Source organism: Cupriavidus sp. HMR-1 (assembly GCF_000319775.1).
Lineage (GTDB): Bacteria > Pseudomonadota > Gammaproteobacteria > Burkholderiales > Burkholderiaceae > Cupriavidus > Cupriavidus metallidurans.
Map to the genome: position 1 here is coordinate 1 of NZ_ANKP01000066.1, position 12,234 is coordinate 12,234.

General features: G+C 62.4%; 14 protein-coding genes. 3 read left to right on the plus strand and 11 right to left on the minus strand.

Features of this window, described 5'->3' with window-relative positions; genetic code table 11:
* The 3 genes from D769_RS10040 to D769_RS10050 all read right to left on the minus strand — a co-directional run.
* The coding region (locus tag D769_RS10040) for a tripartite tricarboxylate transporter permease (RefSeq protein WP_008644610.1) at positions 1-422 on the minus strand (422 nt) is incomplete at its 3' end.
* Positions 423-435: 13 nt separating this feature from the next.
* Positions 436-897, minus strand: coding sequence for a tripartite tricarboxylate transporter TctB family protein (locus D769_RS10045; protein ID WP_008644611.1), 462 nt, complete (start codon positions 895-897; stop codon positions 436-438).
* Positions 898-1,310: 413 nt separating this feature from the next.
* A complete protein-coding gene (locus D769_RS10050) occupies positions 1,311-2,801 on the minus strand; it encodes an MATE family efflux transporter (RefSeq protein WP_008644612.1) in 1,491 nt (496 codons plus the stop codon).
* A gap of 234 nt (positions 2,802-3,035) precedes the next feature.
* Here D769_RS10050 and D769_RS10055 point away from each other — a divergent pair, with 234 nt between their 5' ends.
* Positions 3,036-4,463 carry an NAD-dependent succinate-semialdehyde dehydrogenase gene (locus D769_RS10055; protein WP_008644613.1) on the plus strand — a complete coding sequence of 476 codons (1,428 nt, stop codon included), beginning with the start codon at positions 3,036-3,038 and terminating at the stop codon, positions 4,461-4,463.
* An 81-nt stretch (positions 4,464-4,544) separates the two neighbouring features.
* On the opposite strand, the gene D769_RS10060 is transcribed toward D769_RS10055, so the two are convergent.
* The 7 genes from D769_RS10060 to D769_RS10090 form a co-directional block, all read right to left on the minus strand.
* Entirely contained in the window at positions 4,545-5,744 is a 1,200-nt protein-coding gene (locus tag D769_RS10060; protein ID WP_008644615.1) for a DUF2252 domain-containing protein, read from the minus strand.
* A gap of 59 nt (positions 5,745-5,803) precedes the next feature.
* Positions 5,804-6,166, minus strand: coding sequence for a cytochrome C oxidase subunit IV family protein (locus tag D769_RS10065; RefSeq protein ID WP_008644617.1), 363 nt, complete (start codon positions 6,164-6,166; stop codon positions 5,804-5,806).
* Between the two features lie 8 nt (positions 6,167-6,174).
* Entirely contained in the window at positions 6,175-6,879 is a 705-nt protein-coding gene (locus tag D769_RS10070; protein ID WP_008644619.1) for a heme-copper oxidase subunit III family protein, read from the minus strand.
* A gap of 12 nt (positions 6,880-6,891) precedes the next feature.
* Entirely contained in the window at positions 6,892-7,560 is a 669-nt protein-coding gene (locus D769_RS10075; RefSeq protein ID WP_035883129.1) for a cytochrome c oxidase subunit 3, read from the minus strand.
* Complete coding sequence (gene ctaD / locus D769_RS10080) at positions 7,557-9,314, minus strand: cytochrome c oxidase subunit I (protein WP_008644623.1); 1,758 nt, start codon at positions 9,312-9,314, stop codon at positions 7,557-7,559. Before ctaD ends, D769_RS10075 begins: the two co-directional genes overlap by 4 nt.
* Before the next feature lie 36 nt (positions 9,315-9,350).
* Complete coding sequence (locus D769_RS10085) at positions 9,351-10,526, minus strand: cytochrome c oxidase subunit II (protein ID WP_008644626.1); 1,176 nt, start codon at positions 10,524-10,526, stop codon at positions 9,351-9,353.
* Between the two features lie 276 nt (positions 10,527-10,802).
* Positions 10,803-11,306 carry a membrane protein gene (locus D769_RS10090; protein ID WP_035883124.1) on the minus strand — a complete coding sequence of 168 codons (504 nt, stop codon included), beginning with the start codon at positions 11,304-11,306 and terminating at the stop codon, positions 10,803-10,805.
* Between the two features lie 276 nt (positions 11,307-11,582).
* Here D769_RS10090 and D769_RS10095 point away from each other — a divergent pair, with 276 nt between their 5' ends.
* Both D769_RS10095 and D769_RS32295 read left to right on the plus strand, forming a co-directional pair.
* Entirely contained in the window at positions 11,583-11,771 is a 189-nt protein-coding gene (locus D769_RS10095) for a hypothetical protein (RefSeq protein ID WP_008644630.1), read from the plus strand.
* Positions 11,772-11,856: 85 nt separating this feature from the next.
* Positions 11,857-12,024, plus strand: a complete 168-nt coding sequence (locus D769_RS32295) for a hypothetical protein (RefSeq protein WP_155714372.1) — start codon at positions 11,857-11,859, stop codon at positions 12,022-12,024.
* A gap of 7 nt (positions 12,025-12,031) precedes the next feature.
* On the opposite strand, the gene D769_RS10100 is transcribed toward D769_RS32295, so the two are convergent.
* On the minus strand, positions 12,032-12,217 hold the full coding sequence (locus D769_RS10100) for a rubredoxin (protein WP_008644636.1): 186 nt from the start codon (positions 12,215-12,217) through the stop codon (positions 12,032-12,034).
* Positions 12,218-12,234: the final 17 nt, after the last annotated feature.

The window sequence follows — 12,234 nt, forward strand, 5'->3', positions numbered from 1 at the left end:
TTGAACGCCAGTTCCGACAGCGGCGTAGCGAACGCAGCCAGGATCAGCGTGGCCACGCAGCCAGCGAAGAACGAACCAAGGCCAGCAGTAGCCAGCGCCACACCAGCGCGGCCACGACGTGCCATCTGATAGCCGTCGATCGTGGTCACCACCGACGACGATTCGCCCGGCAGGTTCACCAGAATAGCGGTGGTCGAACCGCCATACTGCGCGCCGTAGTAGATACCGGCCAGCATGATCAGCGCTGCCACCGGCGGCAGCGAGTACGTCACCGGCAGCAGCATGGCGATGGTTGCCAGAGGCCCAAGGCCCGGAAGCACGCCGATCAGCGTCCCGAGCACGCAGCCCAGGAACGCGTACGCGAGGTTTTGCAGCGACAATGCCGTGGAGAAGCCCAGGGCAAGATGGTCAAACAATTCCATTTCGGGCGACTCCTTAGCCGGTAATGAAGGCAGGCCAGACCGGCATCTGCAGGTTGATGCCGTACACGAAGGCGCCCAGGGCGATCAGCACGAGCACCACGCTGTTAAGCAGGGCACCCTTCCAGCTGAACTCATGGCTGGCCATCGACGACACCATCACCAGCACGAACACCGACAGCACCATGCCGAGCGGCTTGAGCAACAGGCCGAACAGCACGACGGAACCCAGAATCCACAGAAGCGTCTTCAGATCCCAGCGGGCAAGTTGATCTTCCTCACCCTTCGACGACAACGACCCCATCAACACCAGCGCGCCCAGGATGGCCAGTACCAGGCCAAGCAGGAACGGAAAGTATCCGGGGCCCATCTTGGCGGCCGTCCCCATGCTGTAGCCGCGCGCGACGAAGGAAAAGCCAAGACCGACCAGAATAAACATCAGGCCGGAGGCAAAGTCCTTTTGGCTGCGTATGCGCAAAACGATTCTCCTCAAGGTTGTGAATTGCGGCACCGTGCGACACACCGGCTCTGGGGCATCTCCACGGCGAACGTATCAACTTCGACACGTTCATCGCAGCGAACAGTAGAGTCGGGAACTTTCAGGCTCCTTTCATTTGTCTGGGGTTTAGGGTATCCCCCAATCTTCAGCGCACGCGTCGTTTTTTCGTTTCCATCACGTTGTGACGTATTAAGTTGGAAACCAAAACCACAACTGAAAGTTAAATGAAAGACGTGGTGGAAAGGTGTTTGAAAGGGAATAGTGTGGATTGGCGCGGCACTGCGCGGCAGAGGGTGCCGCGCAGCTTTCGACTTGCTTACACCGCGGGGCGGTGCGTGAGTGACACGATCAAATGTCTCTCATCCATACATTCAGAAACCTGTCTGGATGCATTAGGAAGGTTGTCGCGCGACTTCCGCGTTGGCCTCTGCGTCGGCTTCCGCGCCCGCATCGGCATCCTCGCATGGCACGCCCATGCTGGTGTCGGGTGCATTCCCCACCGCTTCCGGATGTGGCGCGACCGGCAGGATATGACTGCGGCGCCAGTTACCGTAGCGGTAATAGCCGAGCGCAAGCAGCACCGATACCACCGAGCCGAGCGGGAAACTCCACCAGATCGATTCGGCGCCGATGTGCGGCCCGAGCAGCCACGCGAACGGCAGGCGGATCAGCCACATCGACACGAACAGAATGACCAGCGGCGCCATGACGGCGCCCGTGGCACGCACGGCGCCGAACACGACAATGGTGAAGCCGAACAGGATGAACGACCACAGCACCACGTTGTTGATGTGCTGCGCGATCTCAATCGCGACGCTGTCATCCCCCAGGAACAGGCCAAGCGAGTGGCGATTGAACGCATAGACCAGCGCCACCAGCGCACCGGTCATCAACACGTTGAAGAGCATGCCAACCTGCGTGACACGCGCCACGCGCACCCACAATCCCGCTCCCACGTTCTGCGCGACCATCGATGACACACTGGCGCCAACCGCCAGGGCCGGCATCTGCACATAGGTCCAGAGCTGCGATGCCACACCGTAGGCCGCGGTCGTCCGCGAGCCGTACGTATTGACCAGCGACATCATCACGATGGCCGACGACGAGATCACCACCATCTGCAATCCCATCGGCAGCCCCTTCATCACCAGCGCGCGCAGGATAGCCATGTCTGGCCGGAGCAACGCAAGTTGCTCCCGGTGCAGCAGCAGGAAGTGCCGGCGCCGGTACAGCAACCCGATCATCGCCGCCAGGCTGGTCAGTTGCGCGATCAGTGTGGCCAGCGCCGAGCCCGCGATGCCAAGCGGAGGAATCGGGCCCACCCCGAAGATCAGTACGGGATTCAGCACAACGTCCAGCACCACCGACAGCAACATGAAGTAGAACGGCGTGCGCGAGTCACCCGCGCCGCGCAGCGTCATCATCACGAAGTTGTAGAAGTACATGAACGGCAGCGCGATGAAGATGATGCGCAGGTAGATGATGGCCAGCGGCGTGGCATCGTCCGGCGTATGCATCGCGGCCAGGATATGCGGCGTGAAGACAAAGCCCAGCACTGCAGCCAGCACCGACAGGCCGACGAAGAACGTGGTGCTGGTGCCCACCACGCGTCGCGCCTCGTCGATGTCGCGCCCGCCGACTGCCTGGCCGATCATGATCGTATTGGCCATGCTGATCCCGAACACCACGCCGAGCAGGAAAAACAGAATGATGTTGGCGTTCGACGTGGCCGTGAGCGCCGCCTCGCCAAGGTATCGGCCGACCCAGACCGAATTGATCGAGGCGTTGAGCGACTGCAGGATGTTGCTGCCAAGCACCGGCAGCGAGAACATCAGCAGCGTGCGGCCGATCGGGCCGGTGGTCAGTCTGGCGTCAGGCTTCATTGGGGCAGTTTTTTCCGCACCGCAGCAGTGCGTGGGTTGCGAACCTGTCAGTCTAGTCCCTGGCCGGGCACCATGCCAGCCACCGGACACATGACAGTTGTGGCGGGGCGATAATCGCCCGCAAGTCTGCCAGTGCGGACTTCCGTCCAAAGCGTTAAGCTTGCGCTTTCATTCTTCGACCACCCGCGGCGCGCCCCCTTTCGCTGCGCCGTCCATTTCCTTCAGGAGACAGGCATGTACCAGGATCTCGCCCTCTACATCGATGGAGAATTCATCAAGGGAGGCGACCGCCGCGAGCAGGACGTCATCAATCCGGCCACCCAGGAACTGCTCGGCAAGCTGCCGCACGCTACCACTGCCGACCTGGATCGCGCGCTGGCCGCCGCGCAGCGCGCCTTCGAAACCTGGAAGAAAACATCGCCGCTGGAACGCTCGCAGATCCTGCGCCGTGTGGCAGAACTGACCCGTACCCGCGCCAAGGAAATCGGCCGCGACATCACGCTGGACCAGGGCAAGCCGCTAGCCGAAGCCGTGGGCGAGGTGATGATCTGCGCCGAACATGCCGAATGGCACGCCGAGGAATGCCGCCGCATCTACGGTCGCGTGATTCCGCCGCGCAATCCGGCGGTGCGCCAGATCGTGGTGCGCGAGCCGATCGGCGTCTGCGCCGCGTTCACGCCGTGGAACTTCCCGTTCAACCAGGCCATTCGCAAGATCGTGGCTGCGCTGGGCGCCGGCTGCACGCTGATCCTGAAAGGTCCGGAAGACTCCCCGAGCGCCGTGGTGGCGCTGGCCCGCCTGTTCCACGATGCAGGCCTGCCCCCGGGCGTGCTGAATATCGTATGGGGCGTGCCGAGCGAAGTTTCGACCTACCTGATCGAATCGCCGATCGTGCGCAAGATCTCCTTCACCGGCTCGGTACCGGTGGGCAAACAGCTTGCCGCGATGGCCGGCGCGCACATGAAGCGCGTGACGATGGAGTTGGGCGGTCACTCGCCCGTGCTGGTGTTTGACGACGCAGACATCGAACCGGCCGCCGAAATGCTGGCCCGCTTCAAGCTGCGCAACGCCGGCCAGGTTTGCGTATCGCCCACGCGCTTCTATGTTCAGGAAAAGGCCTACGACAAATTCCTGGCGCGCTTCACCGAGGTCATCGGCTCGATCAAGGTCGGCAATGGGCTGGACGACGGCACCCAGATGGGCCCGCTCGCACATGAGCGCCGCATCGCATCGATGGAGCAGTTTCTGGACGATGCCAGCCATCGCGGCGGCAAGATCGTCGCCGGCGGCTCGCGCATCGGCGACAAGGGCTTCTTCTTCGCACCGACCGTCGTCACGGACCTGCCCGACGATGCCAAGCTGATGGTCGATGAACCGTTCGGCCCGGTAGCCCCGGTCACGCGCTTCAAGGATGCGGAGGAAGTGCTGCGCCGCGCCAACAGCCTGCCGTTCGGCCTGGCCTCGTATGTCTTCACCAACTCTCTGAAGACGGCCAACCTGGTATCGAACGGACTTGAAGCCGGCATGGTCAACATCAACCACTTCGGCATGGCGCTGGCCGAGACCCCGTTTGGCGGCATCAAGGATTCGGGTATCGGCAGCGAAGGTGGCCAGGAAACCTTCGACGGTTACCTGGTGACCAAGTTTATTACCCAGGTTTGATGGCGTAGTTCGCTGGGTTCTCCCCTCTCACATGCAATGTGAGAGGGGAACAACCGAACAGCCGATCAGCTGGTCACCTGATCAGGCGCTCTTCCCCCGCGCCTTCGCATAGTCCTCCCGGAACTGCTTCCACTGCGCGAGCGAAACATCGCGCCCGTGCTTTGCCAGCCGCAGCACGGTGGATTGCCAGCGCCCGCCTGCGGCGAAATCCTGTAACTGCTCGACACGATCCGCCGCCTGATGGCCACAGCCACGCAGATGGGCCGAGGCCGCGGCACGCGCCATCGTGGCGAACACGTCTTGCAACACAGTCTTGTCGCGGCAGTGCTCCAGATTCACTCGGTCGGTGCTCGGTTGCAAGCTCTTGACCAGGTACGAAGCCTTGCCCAGCGGCACGTATGAGAACAGTGCGGGCGATGCGGCCTGCATGATCTGCTGGATGGTCGCCACGCGTTGCGCATCGCTGCCCCAGCGCGGTTGGCCGCGTGTGCGCATTCCGATCCAGGCGCTCGGTGCCGCGCGTTTGATATCGATAAGCCGCTGACTTGCCGGCATGTCACGCTCATGCGCCAGCACGACGTAGCGTTCGAGCCCCAGGCTGCCCACACCGGCCACGCGTCGCGCCGAGTCTTCTGCGACGAAGCGATGACCGTGATGTTCCTGCTTCGAGTAGATCCCCAGAATTTCGGAAGCGCGTTCACGCTGCATCTTGTCCGCGCGCAGCGCATGGCCGTCGAACTTCAGACGCCGCCGCCCGCCACGCATCTCCGTGCGCGCGTTCAGCAGCGCGCCGCGTTTGCGGCGTTTGACCTGCCGCAGCAGCGTCGCCACCAGACCGCTCGCGGTGGCGCGTTCCAGCCAGCGCGGCTTGCCCGCGCGCAACATCGCCGTGTAGACCGACAGCATCTGTGCGCAGGCCGTACGGGCATCGGCTTCCGACAGGCCAATGCTCTCCCCGGCCACCAGCACGCTCGACAACATACGGATGACATCGACCGTCAGCGGCGCCAACATGGCATCGTCGAAATCGTTCAGGTCGAAGTACACGAGTCCGTTGTCGCCCTTGAACGTGCCGAAGTTCTCCACATGGAGATCGCCACACACATAGGTGCTAGGCGCATCGAGCAGACCAGCCTCGCGCTCGAGCGACGCCGCGTACAGGTGGTTGGTGCCTCGGAAGAAAGCGAACGGGTCGGCTGCGATCGCCGCCAGCTTCATCGTCAGCCGCTCGGGATCGCGGCCGTGGTTGTAGATCAGGATGCTTTCGGTAGCAGCGTGCATGGGCGGCGGAGTCCTCGATGGGGTTGCGCAGCGCCCTCATCGCATTTCATCATGCGACTTCAGTGAAAAAACACGCCGCGAGTCAGGAAAGTGTAATCCGCTTCGGCCGCCATGAGAAATACCAGCACGAGCAGGCACAGCGGCGGGATCAGGATCGCGCAGATCAGCGCCATGCGCTCCCAGGCCATGTGCATGAATACGCTGACGATCAGGCCGGCCTTCAGGATCATCAGCAGCAGAATCAGGAACCAGCGCAGGTATCCCGTGAACCCGAAGTAGTCCACCAGATAGGACATTGTGGAGAGCACGAACAGCAGCCCCCAGACCTTCAGATACAGGCCGATAGGATGTTCCTGTTTGCCGTGGCCACCGTGGGCCGCCTCGGACGCTTCGGGGGCCGGAGTGATGGGTGTCGATGCCATGGTCGCCCTCACCAGAGATAGAACAGCGCGAAGATGAAGACCCAGACCAGATCGACGAAGTGCCAGTAGAGACCGGCGATCTCCACGACCTGGTAGTTACCGCTTGGTTCGTAGTGCCCGCGCACGACCTTGCTGGCGATCGTCAGCAGGTAGATCACGCCACAGGTCACGTGAAAGCCGTGGAAGCCGGTGATCATGAAGAACGTGGAGCCGAACTGCGCAGCGCCCATTGGATTGCCCCAGGGACGCACGCCCTCGTGCACGATCAGCGTGGTCCATTCGAACGCCTGCAGACCGACGAACGTCGCCCCGAGCGCGGCGGTCGCCAGCATCAGCAGACCGCAGGGGCGTCGCTCGCGACGGTAGGCGAAGTTCACGGCCATCGCCATCGTGCCACTGCTGGTGATCAGTACGAAGGTCATGATTGCGATCAGTATCAGCGGTAGCGTATGACCGCCGATGTTCTCGGCGAAAGCCTTGCTGGTGTCCGGCCATGGCGCCGTGGTGGAGATGCGCACGGTCATGTAGCCGATCAGGAAGCAACTGAAGATGAAGGTGTCGGACAGCAGGAAAATCCACATCATCGCCTTGCCCCAGGACACCTTGAATGCGCGCTGGTCGGATGACCAATCAGCGACGAGGCCCCTGAAGCCGCCCGGCGGATTCCAGGCTTCCGGATGCGATCCGGCCGAGGAAGGAACTTGCGAATGCATGGGCGCTCTCCGTCAGGACCTGCCACAGATGTACGCGACGAGCTCCGGCGTGAGCCAGCCCAGCGCGCCGAGCAACACGACCCATACCGCCAGCAGGAAGTGCCAATAGCGCGCGCACAGCCCGATGCGCATCACCGTGCGCGTGCCACTGCCGCGATCCACCGCCACAAACGCGAAGGCCACCAGCCCGCCAAGCATGTGCAGACCGTGCATGGCCGTGAGCAGGTAGAAGAAGCTGCCCGCTGGATTGTTCGCGGGAACAACGTGAAGCGCGTACAGCGCCTGCCACGCCCACAACTGCACGCCAACGAACCCTACGGCGCCCATCCCCCCAAGACGAAACGCCTGACGTGCTCTCACCATGCGGCCCGAGTGCGCCGCCCGCCTGGCAATCTCCATCGACACACAAGCGGCGGCGAGCACGACCGTGGACAACCACACCTGCCACGGCAGTGCAATTCGCTGCCAGTCCGGGCTGTCCATACGCATGACGTAGGCGGCCAGAAACAAGGTGAATAGCGCCGTGACCACGCCCATGAATATCCACAACCCTATGCTGCCGGGGGTGCGTGCCCCATGTCCATGCAAGGCGTCACCACCGGCGGGGCCGCCTCCGGGTGCTTCACGTGAAGCCCGGAAGACGCCGCCACCCGTATCCACCGCGAACGATTCGGCTTTCATGCCACGGCCCCCCTTCTCGCGTGTGGCTCGGGTTCGCTCCCACCTGCGTCTGGCGGCGCATTCTGCGCAATGAAGTCCTCCTTCGCGCCCGGCACGCTGTAGGCGTAGGCCCACCGATAGACCACTGGAAGATGCGCGCCCCAGTTGCCGTGCGCCGGCGGCGTCTGCGGCGTCTGCCACTCCAGCGAGGCGGCACGCCACGGGTTGGCGCCTGCCGGCTGCCCACGCCGCACGCTCCACGCGAGGTTGAAGATGAAAAGCAACTGCGCCGCCGCGACGATGAACGCTGCGATCGAGATGTACATGTTCAGGGTGTGCGCGGACTCGGGTATGAAGTCATAGCCCTGCCACGCGTAATAGCGCCGCGGCATCCCCAGAATACCGAGGTAGTGCATCGGAAAGAAGATGGCGTAGGTGCCGACGAACGTGATCCAGAAATGAATGCGGCCAAGCGTGTCGTTGAGCAGGCGTCCGGTGACCTTCGGATACCAGTGGTAGATCCCGCCGAAGACGACCAGGATCGGCGAGACACCCATCACCATATGAAAGTGCGCCACGACGAAGTAGGTGTTCGACAACGGAATGTCCACGCTGACATTACCGAGGAACAGGCCCGTCAGACCGCCGATCACGAACGTGCTGATGAAGGCGATGGCGAACAGCATCGGCACCGAGAAATGGATGTCGCCCTGCCACAACGTGATCACCCAGTTGTAGACCTTGATGGCAGTGGGTACTGCGATGATCAGCGTCGTGGTGGCGAAGAAGAAGCCGAAGTACGGATTCATGCCACTCACGAACATGTGGTGCGCCCACACCACCACCGACAGCACACCGATGGCCAGGATCGCCCACACCATCGTGCGATAGCCGAAGATGCTCTTGCGCGAATGCACGCTGATCAGATCGGAGACGATCCCAAAGGCGGGCAGCGCGACGATATAAACCTCGGGATGACCGAAGAACCAGAACAGGTGCTGGAACAGCAGGGGGCTGCCGCCCTTGTAGTTGAGCTGCTGCCCCATCGAGACGACTGCGGGCATGAAGAAGCTGGTACTGAGCGTCTTGTCGAGCAGCATCATCACACCGGAGACAAACAGCGCCGGGAACGCCAGCAGTGCGAGAATCGTCGCCATGAAGATGCCCCACACTGCCAGCGGCATCCGCAGCATCGTCATGCCCTCGGTACGCGCCTGCAGCACCGTGGTCACGTAATTCAGGCCACCCATGGTAGCCGCCACGATGAAGATCAGCAGCGACACCAGCATCAGGATGATGCCCCAGTCATGCCCTGGCGTGCCGGGCAGGATCGCCTGCGGTGGATAGAGCGTCCAGCCCGCGCCGGTGGGTCCGCCCGGGACGAAGAAGCTGGCGAGCAGCACGAGCACCGACAGGAAGTAGACCCAGAAGCTGAGCATGTTCAGGAATGGGAATACCATGTCGCGCGCGCCGACCATCAGCGGGATCAGGTAATTGCCGAAACCGCCAAGAAACAGCGCCGTCAGCAGGTAGATCACCATGATCATCCCGTGCATCGTCACGAACTGGTAGTAGCGATTGGCGTCGATGAAATCAAACCGTCCCGGAAAGCCCAGTTGCATCCGCATCAGGTTCGACAGCGTCACGCCGATCAGCCCGACCACGATGGCGACCAGCGTGTACTGCACGGCGATCACCTTGTGATCCTGGCTCCAGATGTAGCGCGTCCAGAAACTCTGTGGGCCGTGGTGGGCGGCATCATCGGCATAGGCCATCTTTTGCTCTCCGATTTCTGACTGTGCGTCGGGCCGCTATTTGCCAGCCTGCGGGGCCCCCGTTGCGCCAGCACCCAGCGAACGGATATACGCCGACAGCGCCACCACATCGGCATCGGTAACAGGCAACTTGGGCATCACCGGCCCGAAGCCCTTGACGATGCGGGCCTGCGGGTCCTCGATCTCCGTCTTCAGGAACGCATCGTCCACGGTCGCGCTGCTGCCGTTGCTGAAGGTCTGCGTGCTGCCGTACAGGCCCTTCCAGCTTGGGCCGACACCCACGCTGCCATCGACGCTATGGCATCCCACGCATCCTTTGCTTTGCGCCAGCGCGCGGCCCTGCGCCACGAGATCGGCGGCGCCAGCCGGCGCGCCCGCCACAGCGGTTCCTTCGACTGGCACAGCGGTGGGCACGGCGACCTTCGCCAGCGTCATCGCGAACGTCTGCTGCTTCGCAAGCCACGCGTCGAAGGCGGCCTGGTCTTCGACCACGACGTGACCGCGCATGTTGTAGTGGCCCAGACCGCAGAGTTGCGCGCAAAGAATGTCGAAGCGGCCGGTCTTGGTGGGCGTGAACCAGAACGACGTCACCATGCCGGGCACCATGTTCATGCGCGCGCGGAACGGTGGCACATAGAAATCGTGCAGGACGTCCTTCGAGCGCAGGAGCACCTTGATGGGCCGGTTCAGTGGCAGGTGTACCTCCGGCCCCATGACGAGTATGTTGTCCTGTCCGTTCGGATCATCGGGATTCAGGCCGAGTGGATTTGTGCCGCTGACGAATCGGGGGTCCGTGGTACCGAGCTGGCCACTTTTGCCGGGGAAGCGGAACGCCCATTGCCACTGCTGCCCCACCACCTCCATGACCATCGCATCGCGTGGTGGCCGCACGTACTCCGCGTAGACGATCAGGCCCGGCGCCAGCAACGCGATGATGCACACGGCGGTCAGCCCGATCAGCCAGCGCTCCAGTTTCGGGTTCTCCGGCGCATAGGCAGCGCGATGCCCCGCGCGATGGCGGTAACGCCAGACGATGTATCCGACTAGCAGGTTGATGACGACGAAGAACAGGCCGGTGATGACGAGGGTAATGGTCAGCGTGTCGTCCATCTGTTTCCAGTTGGACGCCAGCGGTGTCGCCCACCAGGGGCTCAGGAAATGAAAGAGCACCGAGGCAACGACAATGATGACGAGTGCGATGGCGATCGCCATGACCCCCCTCCTCCGCGCGGACGAAAAGCCACGAGGAATGCGCAGTCTGCGCAGGTGGATTAAGACTAGTGCATCGTTTCAGGTCACGGCAAGGCGACATCGTGCCGGGATCGGTGCGCCGGGACGCGCATGGGCCACGATAAAAAATGGCGGAGGGGAAGCTTACTTCCCGATCCGCCATCGTGGCCACGCGCGGCCCCGTGTAGTGGCAAAGTGCGCGACGCAATCAGACCATCAGCACATGATGTATTCGGTACAGGATTCCACGGCAAGTATCTAACGAGATACGCCGCGCGACTCCAGCTTCCAATAGCAGATGGCGATGGCCATCCCGAAGATGAGGTGCCCCACCAGCGTATGCCAGCCACGCTGGTCGACAAACCACGGGAAGGCGCTTGTCATCACGTAGAAGTTGAACAAGTACACCACCAGGCCGAATACCGCCCCGACCAGTAGCGACATGCCGACGCTCGAATCGAGCTGGAACGGCGCGATGATCGCGCACAGCACGCAGCCGAGTATCGCGCCGAGCACGAAGTGAATGATCAACGCTGCGGCGACCGTGCTGACGCTGAAGAACGAGTTCTCCAGAACATCGCGCCCGAGCACGATTGCGGCAACCATGCGCGTGGTGCCCCATGGGTGAACGCCGGCCACCATCGTCGACCAGAACATCTCCACCACGATCAGCAGCGCACCGGCCGCGAGCCCGGACACGGCGGCCGCCGTCCAGTCCGGCAGGCGACGCATGTAGTGGTGCGAATGCATATGTAGTTCCATAGCGCCCTCCAGTCTGCTTCAGTCTGCTTTGGTGACCCCGTGCGTCCAGCATAGGACACTCGTCATCAATACGGCTGACACGACAGGAAAACCGTGTGGGAAACCGTCCGGGTGCGCTGTCAACGGTACAAACGGCTTCGCGCCAAGTCTCGTGCGAGATACCTGGCAGAGCATGACATGACGCAAACAGTACGGGACAACCCCAAGCACTACAGCCTTGTATTCGCCACACACTGCCTATACTGGAAGAACAAAGAAACAAGATAGGAGACCGCCATGCTGCATCTTCAGTTACAGGCGCACGATCTTGTATTTCTGATCCCCATGGCACTCGTCGGCCTGTTGGCGATGGGCGCAATTCCAGTTGCGGCCAAGGCGTTGCGTATCAGTTGCCGTTGCGCCGGCGCGATCCTGGGAGTCCTGCTTGGGGTATTGGTGCTGGAAGCCCTGCCGCTGCTGATCTAGCGATCGGCGATCAAACAGGACACCAGTTAGAGAGAACGCCGCTAGGCAGAACGGGCCGAGCGGCTGCAGGCGAGAAGGAGGCGCGATGTCTCTTCTTATGCTCGCCACCGTGATGGTGGCGCTGCTGGTCGTGACCGTGGGCACGGCATTGTGGCGCTGCAGCCACCCGTACCGGATGCGCTATACACGCTGCGCGCAAAAGCGACGGCGCGCGGGCATCTGTCGATCGGCGACCCAGCGCGAAGCGCCGTGACCTGACGTCAGATCTCGATCATCGAGAAATCACCCTTGCCGACATCGCATTCCGGGCAGCGCCAGTCGTCCGGGATGTCTTCCCAGCGTGTGCCTGCGGCAATGCCTTCTTCGGGCAAGCCCAGTTCCTCGTCGTACACCCAGCCGCAAATCAGGCAAACCCAAGTCTTGTAGGCTACTGCTTCCTGCTGCACATCTCGCTCCCGATATC